General features: G+C 68.7%; 26 protein-coding genes. 10 read left to right on the top strand and 16 right to left on the bottom strand.

Annotation, left to right across the window (positions count from 1 at the left end; genetic code table 11):
• The first annotated feature begins 154 nt into the window (after nucleotides 1–154).
• Together IG98_RS0103985 and IG98_RS44455 are read left to right on the top strand one after the other, a co-directional pair.
• On the top strand, nucleotides 155–1498 hold the full coding sequence (locus IG98_RS0103985; RefSeq protein WP_030905549.1) for a hypothetical protein: 1344 nt from the start codon (nucleotides 155–157) through the stop codon (nucleotides 1496–1498).
• A gap of 115 nt (nucleotides 1499–1613) precedes the next feature.
• Nucleotides 1614–1895, top strand: coding sequence for a hypothetical protein (locus IG98_RS44455; protein ID WP_157594141.1), 282 nt, complete (start codon nucleotides 1614–1616; stop codon nucleotides 1893–1895).
• Between the two features lie 88 nt (nucleotides 1896–1983).
• On the opposite strand, the gene IG98_RS0103995 is transcribed toward IG98_RS44455, so the two are convergent.
• From IG98_RS0103995 to IG98_RS0104020, 6 genes are all read right to left on the bottom strand, one after another.
• Nucleotides 1984–2265, bottom strand: coding sequence for a metal-sensitive transcriptional regulator (locus IG98_RS0103995; protein ID WP_030905552.1), 282 nt, complete (start codon nucleotides 2263–2265; stop codon nucleotides 1984–1986).
• An 18-nt stretch (nucleotides 2266–2283) separates the two neighbouring features.
• A complete protein-coding gene (locus tag IG98_RS0104000; protein ID WP_030905555.1) occupies nucleotides 2284–3360 on the bottom strand; it encodes a glycosyltransferase in 1077 nt (358 codons plus the stop codon).
• Nucleotides 3357–4151: a hypothetical protein gene (locus IG98_RS0104005; protein WP_030905558.1), complete on the bottom strand. Its 795-nt coding sequence runs from the start codon at nucleotides 4149–4151 to the stop codon at nucleotides 3357–3359. Before IG98_RS0104005 ends, IG98_RS0104000 begins: the two co-directional genes overlap by 4 nt.
• Before the next feature lie 169 nt (nucleotides 4152–4320).
• Entirely contained in the window at nucleotides 4321–6441 is a 2121-nt protein-coding gene (locus tag IG98_RS0104010) for a heterodisulfide reductase-related iron-sulfur binding cluster (protein ID WP_084195116.1), read from the bottom strand.
• 207 nt (nucleotides 6442–6648) lie between these two features.
• Nucleotides 6649–7293, bottom strand: coding sequence for a TetR/AcrR family transcriptional regulator (locus IG98_RS0104015; protein ID WP_030905564.1), 645 nt, complete (start codon nucleotides 7291–7293; stop codon nucleotides 6649–6651).
• The gene (locus tag IG98_RS0104020) at nucleotides 7290–8099 is read right to left on the bottom strand and encodes a sugar phosphate isomerase/epimerase family protein (RefSeq protein ID WP_030905568.1); all 810 of its coding nucleotides are present in this window, start codon (nucleotides 8097–8099) and stop codon (nucleotides 7290–7292) included. Before IG98_RS0104020 ends, IG98_RS0104015 begins: the two co-directional genes overlap by 4 nt.
• Nucleotides 8100–8335: 236 nt before the next feature.
• On the opposite strand from IG98_RS0104020, the gene IG98_RS0104025 reads away from it, so the two are divergent.
• From IG98_RS0104025 to disA, 5 genes are all read left to right on the top strand, one after another.
• Entirely contained in the window at nucleotides 8336–9034 is a 699-nt protein-coding gene (locus IG98_RS0104025) for a class I SAM-dependent methyltransferase (RefSeq protein WP_030905571.1), read from the top strand.
• 110 nt (nucleotides 9035–9144) lie between these two features.
• The gene (locus IG98_RS0104030) at nucleotides 9145–9525 is read left to right on the top strand and encodes a MerR family transcriptional regulator (protein WP_030905574.1); all 381 of its coding nucleotides are present in this window, start codon (nucleotides 9145–9147) and stop codon (nucleotides 9523–9525) included.
• Nucleotides 9522–9836 (top strand): thioredoxin, encoded by a 315-nt coding sequence (trxA, locus tag IG98_RS0104035; RefSeq protein ID WP_030905578.1) that lies wholly within the window; start codon nucleotides 9522–9524, stop codon nucleotides 9834–9836. The genes IG98_RS0104030 and trxA overlap by 4 nt, the downstream gene beginning before the upstream one ends.
• A 103-nt stretch (nucleotides 9837–9939) precedes the next feature.
• On the top strand, nucleotides 9940–11343 hold the full coding sequence (gene radA, locus IG98_RS0104040) for a DNA repair protein RadA (RefSeq protein ID WP_030905581.1): 1404 nt from the start codon (nucleotides 9940–9942) through the stop codon (nucleotides 11341–11343).
• A gap of 117 nt (nucleotides 11344–11460) precedes the next feature.
• A complete protein-coding gene (gene disA / locus IG98_RS0104045; RefSeq protein WP_030905584.1) occupies nucleotides 11461–12537 on the top strand; it encodes a DNA integrity scanning diadenylate cyclase DisA in 1077 nt (358 codons plus the stop codon).
• Nucleotides 12538–12710: 173 nt separating this feature from the next.
• Here the strand turns inward: disA and IG98_RS0104050 are convergent, their stop codons facing one another.
• Entirely contained in the window at nucleotides 12711–13409 is a 699-nt protein-coding gene (locus IG98_RS0104050; protein ID WP_030905587.1) for a hypothetical protein, read from the bottom strand.
• Nucleotides 13410–13543: 134 nt separating this feature from the next.
• Here IG98_RS0104050 and IG98_RS0104055 point away from each other — a divergent pair, with 134 nt between their 5' ends.
• Nucleotides 13544–14419 carry an HhH-GPD family protein gene (locus IG98_RS0104055; RefSeq protein ID WP_030905590.1) on the top strand — a complete coding sequence of 292 codons (876 nt, stop codon included), beginning with the start codon at nucleotides 13544–13546 and terminating at the stop codon, nucleotides 14417–14419.
• 213 nt (nucleotides 14420–14632) lie between these two features.
• On the opposite strand, the gene IG98_RS0104060 is transcribed toward IG98_RS0104055, so the two are convergent.
• The 7 genes from IG98_RS0104060 to IG98_RS50115 all read right to left on the bottom strand — a co-directional run bounded on the left by IG98_RS0104060 (nucleotide 14633) and on the right by IG98_RS50115 (nucleotide 19339).
• Nucleotides 14633–15598 carry a phosphotransferase family protein gene (locus IG98_RS0104060; protein WP_037969303.1) on the bottom strand — a complete coding sequence of 322 codons (966 nt, stop codon included), beginning with the start codon at nucleotides 15596–15598 and terminating at the stop codon, nucleotides 14633–14635.
• 160 nt (nucleotides 15599–15758) lie between these two features.
• Nucleotides 15759–16634 (bottom strand): hypothetical protein, encoded by an 876-nt coding sequence (locus IG98_RS0104065; protein WP_030905596.1) that lies wholly within the window; start codon nucleotides 16632–16634, stop codon nucleotides 15759–15761.
• Between the two features lie 13 nt (nucleotides 16635–16647).
• Entirely contained in the window at nucleotides 16648–17475 is an 828-nt protein-coding gene (locus IG98_RS0104070) for an aspartyl/asparaginyl beta-hydroxylase domain-containing protein (RefSeq protein ID WP_051751507.1), read from the bottom strand.
• A 161-nt stretch (nucleotides 17476–17636) separates the two neighbouring features.
• Entirely contained in the window at nucleotides 17637–17966 is a 330-nt protein-coding gene (locus tag IG98_RS0104075) for a hypothetical protein (RefSeq protein ID WP_030905603.1), read from the bottom strand.
• Nucleotides 17963–18331 carry a hypothetical protein gene (locus tag IG98_RS0104080; RefSeq protein ID WP_030905606.1) on the bottom strand — a complete coding sequence of 123 codons (369 nt, stop codon included), beginning with the start codon at nucleotides 18329–18331 and terminating at the stop codon, nucleotides 17963–17965. Before IG98_RS0104080 ends, IG98_RS0104075 begins: the two co-directional genes overlap by 4 nt.
• Nucleotides 18315–18755, bottom strand: coding sequence for a hypothetical protein (locus IG98_RS0104085; RefSeq protein WP_030905609.1), 441 nt, complete (start codon nucleotides 18753–18755; stop codon nucleotides 18315–18317). The genes IG98_RS0104080 and IG98_RS0104085 overlap by 17 nt, the downstream gene beginning before the upstream one ends.
• A gap of 116 nt (nucleotides 18756–18871) precedes the next feature.
• A complete protein-coding gene (locus IG98_RS50115; protein WP_157594142.1) occupies nucleotides 18872–19339 on the bottom strand; it encodes a hypothetical protein in 468 nt (155 codons plus the stop codon).
• A 279-nt stretch (nucleotides 19340–19618) separates the two neighbouring features.
• Here IG98_RS50115 and IG98_RS0104095 point away from each other — a divergent pair, with 279 nt between their 5' ends.
• Together IG98_RS0104095 and IG98_RS0104100 are read left to right on the top strand one after the other, a co-directional pair.
• Nucleotides 19619–20365 carry a GntR family transcriptional regulator gene (locus tag IG98_RS0104095; protein WP_030905612.1) on the top strand — a complete coding sequence of 249 codons (747 nt, stop codon included), beginning with the start codon at nucleotides 19619–19621 and terminating at the stop codon, nucleotides 20363–20365.
• 32 nt (nucleotides 20366–20397) lie between these two features.
• Nucleotides 20398–21486 carry a type III PLP-dependent enzyme domain-containing protein gene (locus IG98_RS0104100; protein ID WP_030905617.1) on the top strand — a complete coding sequence of 363 codons (1089 nt, stop codon included), beginning with the start codon at nucleotides 20398–20400 and terminating at the stop codon, nucleotides 21484–21486.
• A gap of 183 nt (nucleotides 21487–21669) precedes the next feature.
• Here IG98_RS0104100 and IG98_RS0104105 read toward each other — a convergent pair whose 3' ends face one another.
• Together IG98_RS0104105 and IG98_RS0104110 are read right to left on the bottom strand one after the other, a co-directional pair.
• Nucleotides 21670–22620 carry a TIM barrel protein gene (locus IG98_RS0104105; RefSeq protein ID WP_030905620.1) on the bottom strand — a complete coding sequence of 317 codons (951 nt, stop codon included), beginning with the start codon at nucleotides 22618–22620 and terminating at the stop codon, nucleotides 21670–21672.
• A gap of 515 nt (nucleotides 22621–23135) precedes the next feature.
• A complete protein-coding gene (locus IG98_RS0104110) occupies nucleotides 23136–25643 on the bottom strand; it encodes an ATP-dependent Clp protease ATP-binding subunit (RefSeq protein WP_030905625.1) in 2508 nt (835 codons plus the stop codon).
• Nucleotides 25644–25766 lie beyond the last annotated feature (123 nt).

Here is a 25766-nt window from a genome sequence, read left to right on the forward strand (position 1 = left end):
CCGGCCTGGACGCCCGCCTGCCGGAGCGGCCGGGAGGGCCTTACGATCGTGCGAGGCCCGCTTGGCGATCGCGGTGCCGGACACCACCTTGACCGAAGGGAGGCAGGGGCATCCCGCCCGTGGCTGAGGCCAGGGCCCTCGCCCCGGAATGCCGATGACCGGCATGTGGCAGTGGGATGGGTTCGACGCCATCGAGCGCGACGTGCGGATCATGGTCGCCGACCACCGGTGGACGGGGCTCCCGCCGCTCGCGCGGGCCCAGGCCATCGCCCAGCGCACGCTGGCCACCCCGGACGGCGGGCGCTGGCTGTTCGGTGCCCACGCCCGGTGGTACCGCCAGGATCCCGCCGACGGCCGCTGGCACCTGACCGCGCCTCCCGCCGACCGGGGTTTCCGCGCCGCGGCGCAGGTCGTCCAGGTCACCTCGATGGTGCTGCCGCATCTGATCCCGACCGGCCCCGACTTCGCCGTCGACCGCGGGTCGGTCCAGGGGTTCGTCGGCCCCGACGTGCCCTACGAGATCACCGAGCGGGTCCGCGAGCTGGTCATCGCCCAGCGGGGCAGGCGCAGGGAGGACTTCCCGCTCACCGGGCCGTTCACCCGGCTCTTCGCCGGGGAGGTGGCCAGCCCGGTCACCGCGATCTGGGGCACGCTCATGTGGTGCGCCTACGCCCCCGCCTTCGACGGCAACGAGGTGCTGCTGTCGATGTTCGGGGAGTTCCTCGCCCGCCCACTGCCCGGCGACGAGTGGGTTCGCTGGCTGCCGCCCACCTCGCTGGGCGAGCTGGTCGCGCTGTACGGCGAGCGGGTCAGGGCCGGGCACCCCGAGGCGGGCCTGCGGTTGGTCGCGTTGATGGCCGACACCGCCGCCGCGGTACGCGGCGACCCCAGATTCGGGCCGCGCGCCGACGCCCTGCTGACCATGGTCGAACCACTGCTCCGCCGGGCCTGCCAGGATCCCGTCATCGCCCACCAGGGCGACGAGGTGGTGCGCCACGCGTGGCTCTCGCGCTGCCCGGCCCACCTGACGCTGCCCGACGCCTCACCCGGCGACCACTTCCAGCACATGGTCTACGACCTGGTCCAGGCACTGGGCTTCCTCGCCCCGATGGGTGCCGACCCACGGGCGGTGGCCGCCTCGCTGCTCGCCGCCGACCTGGCGGCCTTCGCGCCGAGGGTGGCCGACGGGCTCTACCCATGGCTGGATCCCGAGCTGCGGCACATCCTGCACGTGGTGCTCACCGACTCCGCGCACCCGCTGCGGGGCTGCTGGCCGCGCTCGGGCGAGCTGCCTTCCGCGCTCCACCCACCGGACCGGGCCTCGGCCGCGGCCCTGCTCGGCGCCGCCTACGCCACCGGGCTCGCGTGGTGCCGTCTCACCGGGACCGAGGTACCCGAGCGCGGTTTCGCGACGGCCTCGGCTGTCGTGCACCGGCTGACACACGAGCGGGACGACCCCGTCCCAGGAGTGTCGGGAACCTATCCACGTCACTTCTGACATACGCCGGTATGCTTAAACCACAAATAGAGTTATTTCATCCTTACTCTCCCTATATCCTTCTAGGCCCCTACGCATCAGACAATTAGCTGAATTGTGATCTCGTAATCGGGAAATGACCCTCCTTGAGGACGTGCCGGGCGGGACGAGGAATGGTCCCGATGGGCCATGGGCACCGATGACCGCCCGCCGTAACCTCGAAGTGGGTGTGGGCTGCGGAAGGAAGGACGACGCGGTGGGGCACGACGACCTGGACTCTAGAGTCCACGACCGTGTCGCGTTGGACGAGATCGCGCTCTATGCCGAGGTGCTGTCCGCCGTCGCGATCAGCGAACGGCCCCTCACCTTGGTGGAGCTCGACAACGCGCTCGGGTTGAGTGCTTCGGCTGTCTGCTGAAGCCACCGGAAGAACCGTTTTCAAGACCCGGTCCCGGACCCTGTAACGGGGTCCGGGACGTGGTCGGAAAAAATAGTCATGTGACTAGTCACGAACGGACGAGACGGGCGATCGCGGCCGACGCCTCCTTAACCTTCTCCTGCGCCTCCGGGCCCCCGATGTTGATGGCGTCGGCGACGCAGTGACCGATGTGATCCTCAAGCAGGCCGAGTGCCACCGCCTGGAGTGCCCGCGTGGCGGCGGACACCTGGGTCAGCACGTCGATGCAGTAGGCATCCTCTTCGACCATCCGCTGCAGACCTCTGATCTGCCCCTCGATCCGCCGTAACCGGGTCAGATAAGCCTGCTTGTCACCGCTGTACCCATGCATGTCCCAACGGTACCCGCGTCAGGCACAGCGGGATGTAGCCGCGATCAGTTTCTCCCAGTGGCCCGCCACCGCGCCCGCGCCGTAAACCGACGCGGCCTCCAGCGCCCCCGCCGCGAGCTCCCGTCGCCGCCGCTCGTCGTCGATGAGCGCGAGCAGCGCGGACGCGTACGCCTCGATCTCGCCCTCCCCCTCGGCGACCAGGACCCCGCTCCGCCCGTCGGCCACGAACTCGCCCGCTCCCCGCGGGCTGTCGAACGCGATCACCGGCACCCCGCTGGCCATCGCCTCGATCACGGTCATCCCGAGCACCTCCGTCCTGGAGGTGGTCGCCACGATCGAGGCCTTGGCGAACTCGCCGGTCAGGTCGGAGGTGGTGCCCATGAAGTAGACGTGGTTGTGCAGGTCGAGGGCGCCGACGAGGGCCCGCAGGCGCTTCTCCTCGGGACCCCCGCCGTACAGGCGCAACCGCCAGTCGGGACGCTTGCCCGCGACGGCGGCGAACGCGCGGATCAACCGGTCGTGGGCCTTCACCGTGACCAGGCGCCCACCCGCGGCGACGATGCGGTTGTCCATCCGCGAGCGTGGCCACGGCCCGGCGGGCAGCGCGTCCGGGATCACGCCGACCGTGACGTTCCCGCCCAGCAGGCGGTCCCACTCCTGCCTGCTCGACTCGGTGGCGACGGCGACCGCGTCCAGGCGCGGGTAGAACTTCCTGATCGGCCCCGGCACCGGCGGGCGGCCCCACTCGCGGGCGACCCGCACCACGTCACGCGGCGCGTGCCTGGCCACCTGGACGCTCAGGCCGGGGCGGGTACTGATGAGCACATCGGCCTTCAGGCCGCGCAACCGCCGCCAGAGCGCGACCTCGGTGCGCATCTGGCCGCGCGGGAGCAGGTGCCGTACCCCCGGCTGGGCGTCGACCACCCAGGACAGCTTCACACCGGGCGCCACGGGGAAGAACGGCTTCTCCCGCTGGCGGCGGACGCTGATGATCTCGACATCGTGACGTTCTGCCAGCTCTCCCGCGAGGTTGACCACCGAGCGGGTATCACCGCGCATGCCGTAGACGGATGGGACGAGCAGGCAGATCCTCACCCGCCGACCTCGATCCTGAGCTCGTCGTCCGCCGTGTAGCAGGGACGGATCGGCACCCCGTCGATCTGGGCGGCGGGATAGTGCAGGCGGCGGCGCTTGCCGTCGACGTCGTCCAGCCGGGAGCCCAGCCGGAGCGGTGTGTCCACGCCGCGCACCCGCAGCGAGGGTTCCCAGGTGCCGGTCTGGTCGGGAGCCGCGGCGAGCACGTCGCAGAGCGAGAGCGCGGCGTGGAAGCGCACGCCCTGGACCGTTGCAACAGAGGTCAGCTCGGCATCGGGCCGGCTGCGGCGCAGGGCGAGCCGCGCCTCGTGCCGGGCCTCGTCGTCGTCGAGGCCGGTGAAGGCCAGCAGCCCGGTGACCTCGAAGCGCCCCTCCCTGAACCAGACGGAACGGACCTCGGCCGCCGGCCGGGCGTCGTCGATCTTCAGGGCCAGGAAGCCGTTGCGGGTCCGGTAGGCGCGGTAGGCCAGCGTGCGGCGGCTCAGCGCGTACGCGTCCAGGTGGTCGAGGGAGAACCCGGGGTCGACGCTGCGCAGCCGGGTGCGCGACGAGCCCTGCTGCAGGTAGGTGTCCCAGCGGCCGGGCCCCAGCTCCAGCGGCGCGAGCGAGACCGCCAGCGCCGCCTCGCGCAGCTGGACACCCGGCGCCCCCAGCGGCACCCTGCTCTCGACCGCGGTGGCCCGGTTGCGCAGGACCAGTTCGGTGCCGTCGGCCAGCGGCTCGTCGACGGCCAGCCGAAGTGAGAGAACATCGGCCAGGGTAACCTCGGCATCGCTGACGACGACAGGCATCGTCAAGCCCCCTCCCCGTTGAATGAGCTACGCGACGTTGAGGTTACCGTGATTTGACCGTTATGTGAAAGGAAGGTTTTCGGACCTTACGTCCTTTTCATGGGAACTTGACCGCAGGTCAGGTGCGACATGAGAAAAAATGCCGCACCTGACGTTCACTCATCGGGTGTCAAGATGCCTCGACGGGCTGGCCTTTGATCGATTTGATCAGCAACTGGGAGACATCGACGACTTCCAGCGTCTCCCTGGCCTCGCCCGCGTTCTTCTTCTCGTTGATCGAGTCACCGAGCATGACCAGGCAGAACGGGCAGGCCGTGGAGATGGTGTCCGGGTCCGTGGTCAGCGCCTCGTCCACCCGCTCGGTGTTGATGCGCTTTCCGAGCCGCTCCTCCATCCACATCCGCGCGCCGCCCGCGCCGCAGCAGAAGCCGCGGTCCTTGTGGCGGTGCATCTCCTGGGTCTGCACACCGGGCACCTTGGCCATGATGTCGCGGGGCTGGGAGTAGACCTTGTTGTGGCGCCCGAGGAAGCACGGGTCGTGGTAGGTGATCTTCTCCTCGATCGGCGTGACCGGGATCAGCTTGCCCTCGTCCACCAGTTTGGCCAGCAACTGGGTGTGGTGCACCACCTCGTAGGTGCCGCCCAGCTGCGGGTATTCGTTGGCGAGGGTGTTGAAACAGTGCGGGCAGGTCGCGACGATCTTCTTGACCCCGGCCTCGTTCAGGGTCTCGATGTTCTGCTTGGCCAGCATGTCGAAGAGGAACTCCATGCCCAGGCGGCGGGCCGGGTCACCGGTGCACGCCTCCATCGGGCCGAGCACCGCGAACTTGACCCCCGCGACGTGCAGCAGCTCCGCGACCGCCTTGGTGGTCTTCTTGGCCCGGTCCTCCAGCGCCCCGGCGCAGCCGACCCAGAAAAGGTACTCGGTGTCCTCCGGCATCTTCTCGTCGATGAGCTGGACCTCGATCGGGTCGACCTCGCGGCCGGCGAGCTCCTCGATCCAGTCGGCCCGCTTCATCTCGGACATCCCCCACGGGTTGCCCTTGTTCTCCAGGTTCTTGACCATGACGCCGGCCTCGGAGGGGAAGTTGGACTCCACCATCACCTGGTAGCGGCGCATGTCGAGGATGTGGTCGATGTGCTCGATGTCCACCGGGCACTGCTCGACGCAGGCACCGCAGTTGGTGCAGGACCACAGCACGTCGGGGTGGATGACGCCGTCCTCGCCGACCAGCGGCTTCTCCAGCAGGGCCAGCACGTCCTCGTGCAGGTCGGCGCGCTGCTCCTCGGTGGCCATCAGGTACGGCGCCACCTTGAAGGCGTGGTCGCGCTGGTCCAGGATCAGCATCTTCGGCGACAGCGGCTTGTCGGTGTTCCAGGCCGGGCACTGCGACTGGCAGCGGCCGCACTCGGTGCAGGTGTAGAAGTCGAGGAAGCCCTTCCAGGTGGTGTCCTCGATCTTGCCCCGGCCGAGCCGGTCGCCGTCGAGGTCCTCGTCCTCGAAGTCGACGATCTTGCCGTCGATCCGCATCGGCTGGGCCGCGCCGTTGCCGTCCGGACGACGGGAGAAGGCCACGTTCATCGGCGCGGTGAAGATGTGCAGGTGCTTGGAGTTCACCACGATCACCAGGAACACCAGCATGACGCCGATGTGCAGGAGCAGGCCGACGTGTTCGAGCGCCCCGTTGGCCGTCTCGCCCAGCGGCCGCAGCAGGGCGGCCGTCGCGTCGGAGGCGAACGCCCCCGAGGCGTAGGGCAGGTTGCCGGTGTTGGCCGCGGCGCCACGGAAGAGGAACATCGTCCAGATCACATTGAAGATCATGAAGAGGACGAGCCAGGCACCGCCGAGGTGCGACCCGGAGAAGCGGGACTTGCGGCCCAGCTTCTTCGGCGCGTTCTTGATCCTGATGGTCGCGAAGGCGATGAGTCCCAGCAGGGCCGCGACCGCGATGAAGTCCTGCAGGAAGCCCAGGATCGGCCACGTCCCGATGAGCGGGATGTGGAAGTCGGGGGTTCCGGTGACGGCCCCCTGGATCAGGGTGCCGTACGCCTCAAGGTAGACGGTCGCCAGGATGAAGAACGCCCACATGACAAAGAAGTGCGCGACACCGGACGCCGTCCACTTCAGCAGCTTCCGCTGCCCGAAAACCTCGACCAGCTGGGCCTTGAGCTCCTCACCGAGGTTGTTCTTCGCATACTCGACGCGCTCGGGCGCGCCCGGCCCGATGGTGGCGAGCTTGTACAGGAACAACACGCGGCGCGCGGCAAGCGCGAGCGCCACGATTGTCATGACCAGCCCAATAATCGCTACCCAGAGCACGGGTCCTCCCACAGACGACGTTGGCTGACAGCGTACGACTGCCTGTCATCCACGCTGACGACGGGTCACCATAAATACTACTGATCGGTAACTTAACTTCAAGCCGAGACCGACGGCGGCCGTGGCCACCTTACGGTCAACATCGTTCCCAGAACAATGCTCTACATGCCGCCGGGGCTAGGAAGGCGCGTCGAGATAGCGCTGGATCGTGGGAGCGAGCAGCTCGACCAGCTCCTCGATGTCCACCGAGGCCAGCGGCTCCAGCTTGAGCACGTAACGCACCAGGACCACGCCGAACAGCTGTGCGAAGGCCGCCTCCATCCGGATTCGCGGGACTCCCAGTACCTCCGCGACCCGGGCCAGGAGCGCCTGCGTCATGAACTCGCGGATCATGACGACCATCTGTTCGTTGGTCATCGCGGTGCGGACCAGCGCCAGCAGCGGCTGACGGGCCCCGGCATCCGAGGTGACGGTCAGGATGAACCGGGCCAGCCGCTCTCCGACCTCCTCGCGCGGTCCCGCCAGGATGGCCGAGACGACGCCCTCGGGAGTGATCGGCAGCTCCATGGCCTCGACGAACATCCCCTCCTTGCCGGCGAAGTAGTGGTGGACCAGCGCCGGATCCACCCCCGCCTGCCGGGCGATGCCCCGGATGGTCGCCCTGTCGAACCCCTTCTCCGCGAAGGTCTCGCGCGCCGCCGCGAGAATCTGCCCGCGGGTGTCGGCCGACCCCGGCCTGCGCCCCGGGCGCCTTCTGGCCGCTCCGGCCCCGTCCTGGGAGGAGCCGTTCGCGGACGGCGTGCTCACGACGGGCTCGCTCATACGTTGGTGGACGCGGCGAGGTGCAGCCGGGCGAAGGCCAGCGCCTCGGCGAGATCGTCGATCCGCTCGGTACGGCTGGCGGCCTTGCGCGTGTTGATCTCCAGCACGACCAGCCCCGAGTAGCCGTTGCCCGCCATCCGCTCCAGGATCGGCGCGCACGGCTGGCCGCCCCGCCCGGGAACCAGGTGCTCGTCCTTGTTCGGCACCCCCACGCCATCGGCCAGGTGCAGGTGGGCCAGCCTGTCGCCGAGCTTGGTGAACATCTCCATGGCGTCGGACCCGGACACCGCCGTGTGCGACAGATCCAACGTGACCTGCGGGAAGTCGTAGTCGACCGGATTCCAGTCGGGCGAGTAGGGGACCACCTCGTTGCCTCTGGCCCGCAGCGGGAACATGTTCTCCACCGCGAAGACCACGTCGGTCTCCTCACGCATCCTGGCGAGGCCGATCTCGAAGTCGCGCGCGTAGTCGCGCTGCCAGCGGAACGGCGGGTGCACCACGACGGTCCTGGCACCGACCCGCTCTGCGGCGCGCTGCGCGCGCTGGAGCTTGGCCCACGGGTCCTTGCCCCACACCCGCTGCGTCACCAGCAGACACGGCGCGTGAATGGCCAGGATCGGCAGTTGGTAGTGGTCCGACAGGCGCTCCAGGACGTCGATGTCCTGGCTCACGGGGTCGGCGCCCACCATGATCTCCACACCGTCGTATCCCAGACGCGCGGCCAGCTCGAAGGCGTCGGGGGTGCGTTCGGGATACACCGACGCGGTGGACAGCGCGATCTTCGCGCTGGATACACGGACGCTCATACCGCTTCCTCGTCTCCGGCTCGGAGCACATCCTGGCGAACACCGCTGGGCATACCGGCCCGCTCGCTCATGTCGCTCACCTTTGCCAGCCTAAGCGGGTCCGGCGAGCAGTGCTGTCCGCCACCACCGACGCGACCGAGATCACATCGTCCTGCTCGGCGAGGAGACCGCCGGGCGTTCGAAACTGTCAGGAACCGCTCTCCTCACCGAGACGGAGGAGTCAATACGGTAGGGGCATGCCGAGGTTCGCCAGGGGTGCCATCCCCAGCCCCAATATCTGGAACACCCCCCAGACCTACGAGCTGGAGAACCGGGCGGTGGATCCCGAGGGGCGGGTCGAGGCCGCGATGGCGGCCGTCAGGTCGTGGACCGGGGCGACGGCCCTCGACATCGGCTGCGGCACCGGCTACCACCTGCCGTCCATGGCCGCCACCGCCGCCCGCGTGATCGGCGTCGAACCGCACGAGGACCTCGTACGGCTGGCCAGGCGCCGCTGCCACACCCTGCGGAACGTCGAGATCCACGCCGCCACCGCCCAGGCCCTCCCGGTGCCCGACGCCTCCGTGGACGTGGCCGTCGCCCGCTGGGCCTACTTCTTCGGCCCCGGCTGCGAACCCGGTCTGGCCGAGCTCTCCCGGGTGATGCGACGCGGCGGCGCGGCCTTCGTGATCGACATCGACACCACCCGGGGCGCCTTCGGCCGCTGGTTCGGCCAGTCCATCCCCGCGTACTCGGCCAGGGCCGTCGAGAACTTCTGGAACCGCCAGGGCTGGCAGGTGGAGAAACTCGACCTGCGCATGTGCTTCGAGCGCCGCGCCGATCTGGAGGCGGTGCTCCGCATCGAGTTCACCCCCTCGATCGCCGACCTCGCCATCGCCGAGACCCCCGGCCTGGAGATCGCCTACCCCAACCTGCTGCGCTGGAGGCGGTTCTGAGCCTGTCCCGCGGCCACCCGCCCGCCGACCGGGCGCGGGGGAACAACGGGACACAGGCTTGACCTTGACGTTGATGTCAAGGTTTATCGTCGGGTCATGAGGAGGGCCGGATGCGGATCGGCGAGCTGGCGCGGCGGGCGGGTGTCAGCACCCGGGCGCTGCGCTACTACGAGCAGCAGGGACTGATCACGGCCCGGCGCTCGGCCAACGGCTACCGGGAGTACGGGGAGACCGACCTGCGGCTCGTCTCCGAGATCCGGTCGTTGCTCGCCGTCGGCTTCACCCTGGAGGACGCCCGCCCGTTCGTGGCCTGCCTGCGGGCCGGGCACGCCTCGGGGGGATCGTGCCCGGAGTCCGTGGCCGTCTACCAGCGCAAGCTGGCCCAGATCGACGACGAGATCCGCGCGCTTCTCACCCGGAGGGCGGAGGTGGCGGCGCAGCTGACCACCGCCTGCCCAGGATGCGTACTGAGGAAAGCGGAAAAACCATGATCACACTGACCAGCGACAACTTCGACGAGCAGGTACTACGGAGCGACAAGCCGGTCCTGGTCGACTTCTGGGCCGAGTGGTGCGGGCCGTGCAAGATGATCGCACCGGTCCTGGCGGAGATCGAGGCCGAGTACGGCGACCGCCTCACGATCGCCAAACTCAACGCCGACGACTACCCCGAGATCTCCGCGAGGTACGGCGTCCTCGGCCTGCCGACGCTCAACCTCTACAAGGGCGGCGAGGTGGTCCAGCAGATCAAGGGCGCCAAGCCCAAGCGCCTGCTCCTGGCCGACCTCGAAGGTCACATCTGACGGCACATCCGAAGGACCGTCCGGCGCCTCTCCCGATGACTTTCATCCGGTACGGCGCCCCCGCCGGGTGAAAGTTGTCGGGTCCTACGGGTAACGTGCGGCCATGGCGAAGAAGGCTGGTGGCTACCGCTGTGCCGAGTGCGGGTGGCAGACGGCCAAGTGGGTGGGGCGCTGCGGCGAATGCCAGGCATGGGGCACGGTCGAGGAGGAGACGGCACCCGCGGGTGCGCGGGTGGCCTCCGCCGGAGCGGTGTCGGCACCGGCGGTTCCGATCGGCCAGGTCAAGGCCGAGGTGGCGCACGCGCGCGGCACCGGGGTGCCCGAGCTCGACCGGGTCCTCGGCGGCGGTCTGGTGCCCGGAGCCGTCGTGCTGCTCGCCGGTGAGCCCGGTATCGGCAAGTCCACCCTCCTGCTGGAGGCGGCAGCCAAGATCGCCCGGCAGCAGACCGTCCTCTACATCACGGGCGAGGAGTCGGCCGCCCAGGTGCGGATCAGGGCCGACCGGATCGGCGCGATCCAGGACCGGCTCTACCTGGCCGCGGAGACCGAGCTGGGCGCGCTGGTCTCGCACGTCGAGAAGGTCCAGCCCGACCTGCTCATCGTCGACTCGGTGCAGACGATCGGCTCGGCCCAGGCGACCGGCGTGCCCGGTGGGGTGACCCAGGTCAGGGAGGTCGCGGGAAACCTGGTGCGGCTGGCCAAGGAGCGTGGCATGGCCACCGTGCTGGTCGGCCACGTCACCAAGGAGGGCTCGATCGCCGGCCCCCGCACGCTGGAGCACCTCGTCGACGTGGTGCTCCACTTCGAGGGCGATCGGCACTCCCGGCTCCGCCTGGTCCGCGCGATCAAAAACCGGTACGGCCCGGTCGACGAGGTCGGCTGCTTCGACCTGCACGAGAGCGGCATCGAGGGCATCGCCGACGCCAGCGGCCTGTTCGTCTCGCACCGCACCGACCCGGTGCCCGGCACATGCGTCACGGTCACCCTGGAGGGCACCCGGCCGCTGCCGGCCGAGGTCCAGGCGCTGGTCGCCAGGACCGAGGCCCAGCAGCCACGCCGCTCCTCCTCGGGGCTCGACACCTACCGGGTGACGATGGTGCTGGCCGTGCTGGAACGGCGGCTCAACGCCAAGCTGGGCGGGTGCGACGTCTTCACCGCGACCGTCGGCGGGATCAAGCTCAGCGATCCCGCCGTCGACCTGTCCGTGATGCTGGCGGTCGCCAGCGCGGCCGGTGACAAGGCACTCCCCGCAGGCCTGGTGGTGCTCGGCGAGGTGGGCCTGGCAGGGGAGCTGCGCCCGGTGCGCGACGTGCGGCGCCGCCTGTCGGAGGCCGCTCGGCTGGGCTTCACCCGGGCACTGGTCCCGGCGGGCTCCCTGGAGGTGGGCAAAAGGCGCAACGGCGACAACTCCCTGGTCCCGGTGGCCGGGCGCGGCGCGTCCTTCGCGCCCGGTTTCGACGTGGTCGAGGCGGAGAACGTCTGGGACGCCCTCACCCACGTCACCTGAGGCGTGACACCCCGCGGACCTCGCGCGGCCCATGGTCATCAGATGATTCCGGACCGTGCGGGTCCTTCGCCGGTAAGCTGAGCGCTATACGCAGACCACGGGGGTCATGTGGCAGCAATGTACAAAGGGCTCGACGAACGCCGCAGGGACGTCCTCGCCGCCGTCGCACCGGGCACCGCCCTGCGCGACGGCCTGGAGCGCATCCTGCGAGGGCACACCGGCGGCCTGATCGTGCTCGGATACGACAGCACCGTCGAGGAGATCTGCAGCGGCGGGTTCGAGCTGGACGTCGAGTTCTCCGCGACACGGCTGCGCGAGCTGGCCAAGATGGACGGCGCCATCGTCCTCAACTCCGGCGACCTGCGGATCGTGCGCGCGGCCGTGCACCTGATGCCTGATCCGTCCCTGCCCACCGACGAGTCGGGCACCCGGCACCGCACCGCCCAGCGGGTGGCCCTTCAGACATCCTTTCCGGTCATCTCCCTCAGCAAGTCCATGCGGATCATCGCCCTCTATCTCGACGGCATCCGCTACGTGGTGGAGGAGTCGTCGGTCATCCTGTCCAAGTCCAACCAGGCCCTGGCCACGCTGGAGCGCTACAAACTCCGTCTGGACGAGGTCTCCGGCACACTCTCGGCGCTGGAGATCGAGGATCTGGTGACGGTCCGCGACATCGCGGTGGTCGCCCAGCGGCTGGAGATGGTCAGGCGCATCTCCGAGGAGATCGCGGGCTACGTGGTGGAGCTCGGCACTGACGGCCGTCTGCTCTCCCTGCAGCTGGACGAGCTCGTGGCCGGCACGGAGAGCGACCTCGAACTGATCGTGCGCGACTACCTGCCCGTGACGGGCCGCCGCCCACGCAAGTTCGCCGAGGCGCTCCACGAGCTCGACCAGCTCTCCTCCGCCGACCTGCTCGACCTCTCGGTCGTCGCCCAGATCCTCGGTCACTCGGGCAACGACGCCCTGGAGACACCGGTGAGCCCCAGGGGCTACCGCCTGCTGGCCAAGGTTCCGCGCCTGCCGGGCACGGTGGTCGAGCGCCTCGTCGACCAGTTCGCCAGCCTGCAGAAGCTGCTGGCCGCCAGCATCGGCGACCTCCAGGAGGTGGGCGGGGTGGGCGAGGCCAGGGCCCGCCACATCCGCGAGGGCCTGTCCCGGCTGGCCGAGTCGTCCATCCTGGAACGCTACGTGTGACAGACCCCCGGCCTCGCCGGGTCCTTCCGGTACGCCTCGCCCGGCGGCCTGGACCGGCGGGGGCCGCCGGTTCCCCCGGCGCCGGTGCGGTGACCGCGAACCTCGGCCGGTTCTCCGGCCGCCGTCTCGCGGAAGCGGCCCTTCGGTGCCCCGGGGCACGCAGACGGACATCGCTAGCGAAGGTGGAAGACAGCCTTGCGGCTCCTCAGACCGGGGGCGTGAACCACCGCGACGTAGGTACCGGGACGCGCGGCGGTGCGGTCGGCGGTGCAGTCGTTCCCGGACCTGCGGCGGTCCCACACCAGCTCCCGGACATAGGGGATGCCCCGGTCGAGCTTGCGGATGTTCTCGGTCTCACCGCTGACACAGTCGGAGGAGGACCACACACGGTCGTCACCGGAGGTGATGCGCACCTCCATGGTGCGCGGCCCCACGTCCGTGGTGCACATCACCTTGCCGACATTGACGAGGGTGAGAATGAACCTGGGCCGGATGCCCGGCGGGTAGACCGTCCCCTGGCCCTCCATGCTCAGTACGAGCTGCGGGGAGGTGCAGGCCTCACCGGGGCGCCGGGGCCTGGGGGCCGCCTTGCTCTCCCTCGGCTCCGGGATCGGGCTCACGGAGGGGCTTATGGGCGGGCTCACGGACGGCGAGGGGATGACCGTCACGGTCGGCAGGATGGCCAGCAGCGGGTCCGGCGCGTCCTTCTCGGCGGCCGAGGTGCCTTTCTCCCGGGCGTCCTGCGGCCCGCTCGTCGACGAGCAGGCCCACGCCACGACGGCGACCACCACGAGCACACCGACGAGCGCGGCCATCCGGCGCCGCCAGTAGATGTCAGCTCCGATATCGCTACGGAACGTGTCGGGATCCATACCGACAGTATGGTTAGTCCGCGCGGACCACAGGGGGAGACCCGCCGCTACCGTCCCCGTTTCGGCCACCGATCACCGCCAGAAGGCAGGTGAAGGAGGGGCAAGGGGACCTGATCCCGCACTATCGTCAAAAGGTGCCCGAGTCGAACCGCCTCCTCGAACCCGTCCTCGACTGGTACGCCGGCAATGCCCGCGACCTGCCCTGGCGGGCGCCCGGCGCCTCACCCTGGTCGATCCTGGTCAGCGAGATCATGCTGCAGCAGACACCGGTGGTCAGGGTGCTGCCCGTCTGGACCGAGTGGATGGAACGCTGGCCCACGCCCGCCTCCCTCGCCGCCGAACCTCCCGGTGAGGCCGTACGCCACTGGGGCCGCCTCGGCTACCCCCGCCGGGCGCTGAACCTGCACGCGTGCGCCCGCGCGATCACCGACCGGCACGGCGGCGAGGTCCCCTCGGAGCACGACGTCCTGCTGGCGCTTCCCGGCGTCGGCGAGTACACCGCGGCCGCGGTCGCCAGCTTCGCCTTCGGGGGCCGGCACGCGGTTCTCGACACCAACGTACGGCGGGTCCTGGCGCGAGCCGTCAGCGGCGAGGAGTACCCGCCGAAGGCCACCACGCCCCCCGAGCGCAGACTCGCCGCCTCGCTGCTCCCCGACGCCGACCGCGCCCCCGTCTGGGCGGTCGCCGTCATGGAACTCGGCGCACTGGTCTGCACCGCTCGTGCCGCCCGCTGCGCCGACTGCCCGGTCAGCGACCTGTGCGCCTGGCGCCTGGCGGGCAAGCCCGCCTACGAGGGTCCCGCGCGCAGGGGTCAGACGTACGCGGGCACGGACCGCCAGTGCCGTGGCCGTCTCCTCGCGGTTCTGCGCCAGGCTCACGGCCCGGTGCCCAAGGATGCCCTCGACGTGGTCTGGGACGACGCCCCGCAGCGAGAGCGCGCCCTCGACGGCCTGATCTCCGACGGCCTGGCCGAGGTCCTCGACGACGGCACCTACCGCCTACCCGGCTGAGCGCGCCACGCTCTCCCGTAACAGCGCGAGCATCGAAATCGAGCCGGGAACGACAGCCATATGCCGTGGCCGGCCGTGCAACTCGACGCCTACCACGCGCTCTGCGCCGAGCTGCGCCGGAGTTCAACCCGCCCACGGCCAGGGTGACGGTCAGCCGCCGAGCCTCGGCTTGCGGCCTGAACCTCGCAGGAGGACCTACGCTGTGTCGCTGGGTCACCAGCCGGTGCGGTACATCGTCCATGCGATGGCAGCAGCAGCCGCTCGGCGTTGGTAGCCGCGAAGGTTCGGGACGCCCGGCGGCGCGGGCTGCCGACTCATCCGGGTCCAGTACCCGGCGAACGATGCCGCATAGCTGGTGATCACTTCTGGTAGGGCGAAATCCCAGGCCGGGACACCGATCAGCGTTTTCTCCGCCGACACTGGAGAATGGCCCGCCATGATCATATGAGGAACGAGGTCAGCGATGTCCTGCCAGGCGGCTCCCCGGCTAGGTTGTGCCCAGTCCACGACGAACACGACCTCGCCTGCAGTGGCGATCATGTTGTCGGGGCGAATGTCGCCGTGAATCAGGGTGGAACCGTCAGCATGCTGTGCCCAGTGGGTTTCCAGCTCCGATAGATCGCACAGGTGACGTCGTTCCCAGCCGCCGAGGTCGGCCGGCGGGCAGGTGACCAGTTCACGCCAGCCATGCAGGAGGGAAACGCGAGTGGTGGAGGCCGATGGGAGGTCGGACAGCGGGGAGGGCGTCAGTAGTTCCACCAGGCCGGATACGGCCGTGACGACAGCGGGGACATCGGCCGAGCCCGGCGACAGATCGGGGTGGCGACCATCGAGGTCTTCGAAGATCAGAACGATCCACCCCGCCGATGCGTCGTACCACCGTAGACGTGGAGTCGGCGCGGTGGCGGGGAGGTCGGCGGAGGTCGCAGCCTCGGTCAGGTACTTGCCGGACAGGACATGATCGTCCGGGATGGCCTTGATGAACACCCGGTCGTCGTTAGCCAGACCGAGACGTGCGGCGACTCCGGGTGTGAAGCCTCCCCCTTGGACATCGGCGGTGACGACGGCGGAACCGAGATGAGCAGTGATGGAGTTCCGCAGGTTCCTGGGAAGCTCTTCCCAGGACGGCCGTATCGCGGTGGCGCCGAGCGGCGGGTGGTCGTACGAGGCAGGCGACATGGGAAAACCCCTTCGTGTCGGTCGGGCAGAGCGCAAAAGCACGCACCGGACAGGATGAGGAGGTTCCTCGTTATCCCTGTCCGGCGCTGATAGCTCGCCGTCCCGTGTGAAGAGGCATGTCGTTCACGGTATCGCGTGGCGACGGCTGATGGTCGTGCGCTCAGTCGAGGTCGAGGTGGTAGCGGTAGGCGTCGATGGACAGACACAGCCCCTCGACGGCATGCGGGGCTGCACGGTGGGCGAGTGCGAGGATGCGTTCCAGTGTTTCGGCCAGGGACTCGTGGGTGGGCAGCGGCGGGGAAGCGATCAGCGCTTCCAGCTCCCGCAGACAGGCCCGGCCGATGGGTGTGGTGCCGATGTCGGTGTCGAGGTGGTACCAGCCGTAGAACGCCGTCTGCGGGGAAAGCGCAGTCCGGACCAGGGTGCGCGCGGCGGTGTGAAGCATGTGCGTTTCGGCGTAGGCCATGAACCGCTGCCCCCGAATGATCCGCTTGTGGATCATCCAGCTCAGCGCCAGCATCTCGATGATGAGCTGCTCGCAGGTGGGCGGCACCGCCATGCGGTCGGCGATGAACTGAGTCACAGCCGGTTCGGGGGTGGTGTCGTTGGCCTGCGCGGTGTAGATGATCTGCCTGCGGGTGAAGGCGGCGATGCTCTCGATCTGGTCGGACGGGGCCAGGTACAGGTCGAGCTGGTAGAGCTTGCCGTCGTACTCGACCAGGTGGACGTAGCCGAGCCCGCCCATTCGGGGAACGATCGTGTCGAACCAGCCGGGCATGATCGCACCGAGCTGCGTGGCGGCGAGGGCATCGTGCATGGTGACGAAATCGATGTACGCCGAGGGGGCGATGCCGATGACAAGGTCCACGTCGGACAGCCGATCGGAAGTGCCCCGGGCGAAAGAGCCGCGCACGAGCAGGTGAGTGACGAAGGAACTGGTGGCCAGGAAGTCGGTGACGTTCTCCATGATGGTGAACTGGCGGGGCCGGTTCGCTGCCGCGAGCCGGTCGATGGCGTCCAGGCAAATAGCGGGCATGGGGTGTCCCTTCTCACGCAGTGAGGCCGAGCAGGATGGATTTCCGACTCCGCCATCTCTGGGCGATGTCGGGGGCGCCGATGGCGTCGTACATGTCGCTGATCAGGTCGTAGGCTCTGCCCTCGGGCAGGGAGTGCTTGAAGAACAACCGCAGCAGGTGCTGCTCGGCGGCCTGGGAGTAGCCGAGCCGGGCGAGACATATCGCCTGGTCGAGCTGTTGCTGAAGCGATTCGCCGTGCAGGGGCGGTAGGTGACGAACGTAGTTGTCAGGAAGCTGCTGGTCAGCGATGAGGGCGTCGAGTTCGGCGCTGGTGTAGCAGTCGAGAATCAAGTGGATACGGGTAGGCCCGTACAGGTTGCAAGCGCCGTGGACGAAAGTCGGAGTGAGCCTCCACAGAGCACCGGCCGCCAGATGCACAGCAGACCCGGCCAGAACCAGAAAGGCCGAGGGGCTGGTGACGATGGGGATGTGCAGGCGGTAGCGCTCAACCGATTGCAGCTCTCCGTAGTCGCGGTGTTCCCACAGGAAGGAGCCGGGAGTTAGCCGGGCGATCCGCGCCCACATGTAGTGAAAGCCGAGCCCGGACAGGAGCTGTTTCGTGGCGGGCATCGAGGCGAGCACGCTGGTCTCGACTGGCTCACAGTCGGTGATGGTTACGTCGGTGGCCACGCCGCTGGCGTTCAGCAGCGACAGCGTCCCCCAGCCGCCGGACTGGTAATCGCCGTACTCGGTGACCCACCCATCCGGAACCGTGAGCGTCTCGTGGCGGACACGCTCCAGGAGCGCGGCATCGAGGGCGCCGCTGGTGCAGGCGACTTGCTGGGTGAGCAAGGTTGTCATGGTGGAACCTCCCCTTACACATGCGGCCTTCTGGCCGCTGGATGTACGCGGTTGGTCGTGTCCGTCCCTGCGGGCGGCCCCTGGTGATGCACACCACCGCCCGCAGGGAGTTGGGGGCGCGACGGCACTGGAGATCAGGTCTCGCCGTGCCGTCACGCGGCTTAGGGCGGATCTATCGGTTCGGCGTAGTGCTTGCCGAGTAGTTCGGCGACGCGGCGCGCGACCTGCGGCATGTTGTCGGTCGGTGCCTGGTCGGCGGGCTCTTCGAGGAAGCAGGCTCCCCAGCAGAAGACCGTGCCCGCCTGGTCGGCCCATACGGTCAGCTCGGCACTGATCACGAGGCGGGGCTGGCCCTGGTCGTAGGCGATCTCTGGGTAGACGCGGTGGGTGTGCAGTTCGGTGCGCAGGTGCTTGAGTGCGCTGATGGCACCGGGGCGCCAGATGGCCACGCTCAGCCGGTCGCCTGCCGGGGTGCCGGGGTGCGGGATCACGGGCGCCTCCTTTTCCACGACGAGGGGCGTGGCCTCGGGGCTTGCTCGGTATGCGCTGGGAGCAGGGCGCGGGGGTGGGGAACGAGCCCCGGGGTCACCGGGAGTGGCGGCTCCAGGCTGGCCGCGCCGGGGGGCGGCGTGGCGCCGTATGGTGAGGTCCGCCACAGGTCGACTTCGGTCTGTTGCATGAGGTTCCACAGGGCGATGGCGCTTTGCGCGTAGACGATGCGGCATTCCTGAGGGTCGGTGCATTGCCAGGCTTCGAAGCGGCGGTGGCGCAGGCTCCAGATGACGAACCAGTCGGGTGCGTGCTGTTGGACCTGCTGGGCGGCTCGGGCCGCGTCGAGGTCAGCGAGGGTCAACATGCTCGGCACCGATCACGTCGGCCAGCAGGGGCAGCCCACCGCGCACCACGTCGGTAGCCTCCCGCGCACTCAGGATGGCGTGGTGTTCGGCGAGCTGGGTGGCGGCTTCGGCCAGGGTGAGCACGGAGCTGAGGATCGGTGCTCCGGCGTGGTTGAGTTCGGGGCTGGTCCACCAGAAGCTTTCGCCGTCGGTGTAGGCCAGCAGCCCGTAATGGACGGACACGATGGCGTTGCCGGAGGTGAACTCATGGACGTCGGCCACGATGCCGTGGACGTCGGCCAGGAGAGCGGCCAGGTCCTCGGCGTGCTGCACGGGGGACAGCCGCTCGGCAGCGGTCGACAACGTGGCGGCGATCGTCCGAGCGGCGGGACTGCCGCCGCGCCAACCGGTGGGGGCGTCGCCCCGTTCCGGAGTCTCGTTCATGCCGCGACCTCCTGACGATACGGGGCGAGTAAGGGAGAAGGCAGGGAGGTCGGTGGGTGGCCCCGGCCGAGGGCGATGGCCGCCCCGGCCGGAGGATCTGGTGCGGCTGACGCCGCTCACCCGCGTCGGGAAGGTGCGCGAGCTGCTGGAGAGGGGGCGTGTGCTTGCGCGCGCGGGCTGCGACGCAGGCTCGGCGGCGGGCGCACGGGTCTCGGGCGAGTGCCAGGCGGGCCGCGCGGTCCTGCCGGGTCTCGATGGGGCGGGGCGTCGGCCGTCGTCGCGCCCCGGCGGTGCGACGACGGCGGGGCGGATGTCTGACGGGGGAAGGGCCGAGATGTGCGCTTGGGCAGCGGCGTCGGCGCGGCCGGGGCGGGCTGCTCAGGGCGGCGCTGCGCGGGCACGAGGGGGATGATCTCGGCGTCGGCGAACGCCTCGGAGGCGGGCAGCGGGACGCCGAGGCGGCGGGCCTCCAAGCGGACGGCCATCAGCTCCCGGGACGGCTGGGCGTAGTCGTGGTCGGCGCCCTGGCCGGGGCAGCCGTGCGCGTAGGGGGCGTGCCCGCAGAGGGCGCAGCCCATTGGCATCGGTGAAGCCTCGGCGAAGCAGCCGCAGCCGATTGCCGCAGTCCGGTCGAGAACTGGGGTATTAGGGTTGTTCACGGGTTAGGAGCGCCTTCCTGATCAAGGGCCTGTTCGGTGTTCTCAGCACCTAGCAGGCCCGATCTTTTCTCTGACAGCTCAAGGCGGTACTCTAAACAACAAACGTTTAACATCTCCAGCTTGGCGCGACTGAGACCCCACGTCAAGAGATGACAAACGTTTGACCCTTATGCTGAGGTAGCTGCGAGAGAGGAAGACTGGATCATGAAGTTCACATACAGGGACATAGCCGAAGACCTACGTAAGTTGATCCGGAGTGGAACCTACGCTCCCGGTAAGACTCTGCCGTCCGAGACAGCCCTCGCCTCGGACTACGGCGTCTCTCGTAGCCTGGTGAACAAGGCGTTGCAGCTCCTGGCCGCTGAAGGCCTGGTACGTCCCCGGCAGGGAGACGGGACCCGAGTGACTTGGCTTCCGCCCCTGTCTCGGTCCGGCGCCCGCTATCGGCGCGACACGCGTGAGCACGAAGGAGCGAAAGGAGCGTTCGACGCTGAGATCCGTGCCATCGGCCTGGAACCGCAGCATGAGATCGCGGTTACGCGGACGACCGCTCCGAACGACATCTCCGCCCTCTTCGGCCTCTCGGAGATCACCGTGGTGCGCCGGTCACGTCGCCTGCTTGCCTCCGGTATACCCGTGAGCCTCGTCATTTCCTATATGCCTGCTGACATCGCGGTCGGCACCGCGCTCGAAGAGCCTGAGCCGGTGATCGTCGGGGGCATCAAGTCCCTGTACGCCAGTCTCGGTCATCCTCAGGTAGAGGCAGACGAGCGGATCTTGGTTCGCCTCCCAACCGACGAAGAGGCGGAGAAGCTGGAGATCAGTGCCGAAAGGCCGGTCTTCGACATTCTTCACACGGGGCGCATGGCTGACGGCCGGACCGTGGAAGTGACCACGACCGTCACGCCCACCAGCTACCTGATCATCGAATCCACGTTCCCTCTCACCTGATCCTCGGCATCCCACATCGATCGGAGATTTTTGTGGACGCTCTCACCGTAAGAGCCCGTGAGCTGGCGGCGGCTGGAAGGCTGCCCGCCTACGTGTACGACCTGGCCGCCCTGGACGCGCACGCGGCGGCGGTGCGGGCCGCGCTGCCGGGGATCGAGCTGTACTACGCGGCCAAGGCCAACCCGGACCCGGAGCTGCTGCGGGTGCTGGCCCGGCACGTGGACGGGGTCGAGGTCGCCTCCGGCGGCGAGCTGGAGCACGTGCTGGGCGTGCTCCCCTCGGCCAAGGTCGCGTTCGGCGGCCCCGGCAAGACCGACGGCGAACTCCGGCTCGCCCTCGATCGCGGCGTCGAACGGCTGCACGTGGAGAGCCCGAACGAGCTGCGCCGCCTGATCGCCACCGGGCGGGAGGCCGACGTGCTGCTCCGCGCCAACCTCGCCCTCTCGCTGGGAGACGTGGCCCTGGCGATGGGCGGCGGCGCGACCCCCTTCGGCATGGACCCGGCCGGCGTCGCCGAATGTCTCGCGCTTCTGGAGCGCCAGGACGCGGTACGCCTGCGCGGCGTTCACGCCCACTTGGCCAGCGGCCTGGACGCCTCGCGCATGCTGGAGGTCGCCGACGGCGTGCTCGACTACACCCGCGGCCTCGGCCTGACCGAGATCAACCTTGGCGGCGGCATGGCCGTCGACTACGCCGACCCCGGCGCCGTCTTCGACTGGGAGGCCTACGGCAAGGGCCTGGCGGGGCTGCGCCGTCCCGGCGAGACGCTGCGGATCGAGCCTGGCCGGTCGGTGTCGGTCTACTGCGGGCGGTACGTGACCCGTGTGCTGGACGTCAAGCGGGTCCACGGCGAGCTGTTCGCCATCGTGGCAGGCGGCACCCACCACATCCGCACGCCCGCGACCAAGGGCCACGACCAGCCGATGGTCATTGCCAAGGAGGGCGAGCCGGTTACGATCGTTGGCCAGCTCTGTACTCCCAAGGACACCCTCACCCGCCGAGTCCCGGCGGCCTTGGCAACTGGCGACATCGTGCAGTTCCTCATGGCCGGCGCCTACGCCTGGAACATCTCCCACCACGACTTCCTGATGCACCCGCATCCGGAGTTCTCGTACATCTGAGGTGTGCCATCTCGGTGACACAGAAGCCCTTGGCTCTTGTTGGAGCCGAGGGCTTCGATGATTCCTCGGCGATGAGCGCTGTGACACAGAGAGATCATGAAACCCCTCTCAGATCTGTCTGGCGCCGAGTTCCGTAAATCCAGCCTCAGCGGCGGCACAGACACGATGGGGCGGAGGGGTCAGTCAGGCGGCGAGGCGCAGACCGAGGGCCGTGAGGCTGGTGCGGGCCCAGTCGAGCTCCTCGGCGATCACGTTGACCAGTGCGCCGGGCCCCTTGGCCCGAAGCGGCACGGCCAGGTCGTGCGTCTCCACCTCGATGTGCGCGGTGCCGTTCACCGCACCGGAGAGCATCGCGGTGAGGGTGTCCTCCAGGACCGAGCGGGTGCTGGGCAGCTCCTGGCAGGCGGCGGCCATGTGGTTGTGCACGTGTCCGAGCTTGACGACCGGGGCTCCGGCATCCGCCAGGCCGCGCAGGGCGACTCCGGGCTCCTCAGCGCCGCCGGAGAGGTAACAGGCGTCCAGGCAGACCCCCAGGTGCTCGGGGTCGATGCCGGAGACCCTGTCGAGCGCCTGCTTGGTGGTCTCCAGGACGCAGCCGGGCCACGGCTCGAAGCCGACCCTGATCGTCTTTCCGGTGACGCTGTACAGCCCGCGCAGCTCGCGGGCGAGGCGCTCCAGCCGGCGCGAGGCTATCGCGTGCAGGTCGGCCGGCCAGTCGCGGCGCCAGCCGATGGGGATGGTGGAGATGCTTCCGAAGCGGACGTCCTGCGGGAGCAGGAAGGCCAGGATCTTGGCGAGTGCCATCGTGTAGCGGTAACGCTCGGGCTTGGCCCAGTCGGGACCGGGGGACTCCTGGTTCCTGCCGCCGGTTCCGTTGAGGCTGACGACCTCCAGGCCGCGTTCCTCAAGGGAGCGGCGCAGGCGCACCAGCTCTATCCTGTCCGCGGTGAGATGATCGGCGACGCTCGGGGAGAGCCAGAGGCCGACGCCCATGCGCTCCACTCCGAGGCGCTTGCGCACCGGCACCGCGTACCTCGTCAGGTGCGCGATGAGGTTCTCGAGGTCCTCGGCGGGGTGCACGCCCGCGTTGTAGGCCAGGTGAACGAGCGTCCCGTCCTCGTGCCGTAAACGCATGCGTGCCTCCAAAGAGTACTTCCGTGTAAGCGTCTCCGATCGCCCCGCGCCGGTGTTCCAGCGCCGTGAGCCGGAGGCCCTCCCTGCCGGAGCTCGACCCCGCCGTCTGAAGCATTCCGTGCGGCCACCGGGCTCCGCGTCACTCACGGAGCTGATTTCCCGGTACGCCGCCAGGCTGACCTCGGCGCCGATCTCACCAGGATCACTGCGACCCACGGATCACTCGGCAAGACTTATCGAACTCGCTCTACGCAGTGTAGTACTACCTATCGTGGCGAGACACCTTCTTTGGTAACAAATAGACAGACCCCGCCGTGAGTATCCTCACGGCGGGGTCTGTCCTTCCTGCCTGATCAGGCCATGCCCGGTGCCCTGCGCCTTGGACCTTCAGCCTGCTGCGGCCGGTCAGACGACACCTCGCCCGGCTCGTCGTCGGTCACCGCAGCACGCTGCGGTGACCTCCGCCGACCTTGCGAGGCACCATCCGACCAATCCTCAACGGTCAGGGCCCGCGGCTAGTTCTGGATCGGCTCCGCGATGGCGGCGGCCGAGTCGGGAACCCGGTCGACCGGCGCGTCCTCACCGACGAAGGTGAACTTCGCGTTCTCGCCCTCGCCCTCGATCCCGATCTTCACGATCTGGCCGGGACGGAGCTCGCCGTACAGGATCTTCTCCGACAGGGTGTCCTCCAGCTCGCGCTGGATCGTACGACGGAGCGGGCGGGCGCCCATCACCGGATCGTAGCCACGGTCGGCCAGCAGCTGCTTGGCCTCCTGCGTGAGCTCCATCCCCATGTCGCGGTCCTTCAGACGCAGACCCACCTGGGCCAGCATCAGGTCGACGATGCGGATGATCTCCTTCGGCGTGAGCTGGTGGAAGACCACGATGTCATCGACACGGTTGAGGAACTCCGGCCGGAAGTGCTGCTTGAGCTCCTCCTGCACCTTGGACTTCATCCGGTCGTAGTTGGACTCGGCGTCGTTGCTCTTCGCGAAGCCGACCCCCTGACCCTTGGAGATGTCCCGGGTGCCCAGGTTCGTCGTCATGATGATGACGGTGTTCTTGAAGTCCACCACCCGGCCCTGGGCGTCGGTCAGGCGACCGTCCTCCAGGATCTGCAGCAGCGAGTTGAAGATGTCGGGGTGGGCCTTCTCGATCTCGTCGAACAGCACGACCGAGAACGGCTTGCGCCGCACCTTCTCGGTGAGCTGGCCACCCTCCTCGTATCCGACGTAGCCGGGAGGCGAGCCGAACAGCCTGGAGACGGTGTGCTTCTCCATGAACTCCGACATGTCCAGCATGATCAGCGCGTCCTCGTCCCCGAACAGGAACTCGGCCAGCGCCTTGGACAGCTCGGTCTTACCGACACCGGAAGGACCGGCGAAGATGAACGAGCCACCGGGACGGCGCGGGTCCTTCAGACCGGCACGCGTACGACGGATCGAGCGGGACAGACCCTTGATGGCGTCGTCCTGGCCGATGATCCGCTTGTGCAGCTCGTCCTCCATGCGGAGCAGTCGCTGGGACTCCTCCTCGGTGAGCTTGAAGACCGGGATGCCGGTGGCGGTCGCCAGGACCTCGGCGATGAGCTCCTCGGTGACCTCGGCGACGACGTCCATGTCGCCGGCCTTCCACTCCTTCTCGCGGCGCTCGCGCTTGAGCTGGAGCTGCTTCTCCTGGTCCCGGAGAGCGGCGGCCTTCTCGAAGTCCTGCGCGTCGATCGCGGACTCCTTGTCGCGCCGCACGTTGGCGATCTTCTCGTCGTACTCGCGGAGGTCCGGCGGCGCGGTCATCCGGCGGATGCGCATGCGCGAGCCGGCCTCGTCGATGAGGTCGATCGCCTTGTCCGGCAGGAACCGGTCGCTGATGTAGCGGTCGGCCAGCTGCGCGGCGGCCACCAGGGCACCGTCGGTGATGGAGACGCGGTGGTGGGCCTCGTAGCGGTCCCGCAGACCCTTGAGAATCTCGATCGTGTGGCTGAGGCTGGGCTCGGCCACCTGGATCGGCTGGAAACGCCGCTCAAGCGCCGCGTCCTTCTCCAGGTGCTTGCGGTACTCGTCCAGGGTGGTGGCACCGATGGTCTGCAGCTCGCCTCGGGCCAGCATCGGCTTCAGGATGCTGGCGGCGTCGATCGCTCCCTCGGCGGCGCCCGCACCGACGAGCGTGTGCAGCTCGTCGATGAACAGGATGATGTCGCCGCGGGTGCGGATCTCCTTGAGGACCTTCTTCAGGCGCTCCTCGAAGTCACCGCGATAGCGCGAACCCGCCACCAGGGCGCCCAGGTCCAGGGTGTAGAGCTGCTTGTCCTTGAGCGTCTCGGGCACCTCGCCCTTGACGATCTTCTGGGACAGGCCCTCCACGACGGCGGTCTTGCCGACGCCGGGCTCACCCACCAGGACCGGGTTGTTCTTGGTCCTGCGGGACAGGACCTGCATGACCCGCTCGATCTCCTTCTCCCGGCCGATGACCGGATCGAGCTTGCCCTCGCGAGCGGCCTGGGTCAGGTTGCGGCCGAACTGGTCAAGCACCAGAGAGGTCGAAGGAGCGGCCTCGGCCGGACCGCCGGCGGCGGTCGGTTCCTTGCCCTGATAGCCGTGGAGCAACTGGATGACCTGCTGCCGGACCCGATTGAGATCGGCGCCCAGCTTCACCAGCACCTGGGCGGCCACGCCCTCGCCCTCACGGATGAGGCCGAGCAGGATGTGCTCGGTGCCGATGTAGTTGTGACCCAGTTGCAGCGCCTCGCGCAAGGACAGCTCAAGGACCTTCTTGGCACGCGGGGTGAACGGAATGTGCCCCGACGGCGCGGACTGGCCCTGGCCGATGATCTCCTCGACCTGCTGACGCACACCTTCAAGACTGATGCCGAGGCTCTCCAGAGCCTTGGCGGCAACGCCTTCACCTTCATGGATCAAGCCAAGAAGAATGTGCTCCGTACCGATGTAGTTGTGGTTGAGCATCCGGGCCTCTTCTTGGGCCAGGACGACAACCCGCCGTGCGCGGTCGGTGAACCTCTCGAACATCTCGTCGCTCCTCACAGAGCGGTCAGGCAGGTCCGGGATATCCGGGCCCTGTCATCCCGCATGGTAGCCCCGACCCGGCGACCGCTCTATGCAGAAGACGTTCCCCGAGAGCAGGGCGTTCAC

The organism is Streptosporangium amethystogenes (assembly GCF_000721075.1).
Lineage (GTDB): Bacteria > Actinomycetota > Actinomycetes > Streptosporangiales > Streptosporangiaceae > Streptosporangium > Streptosporangium amethystogenes.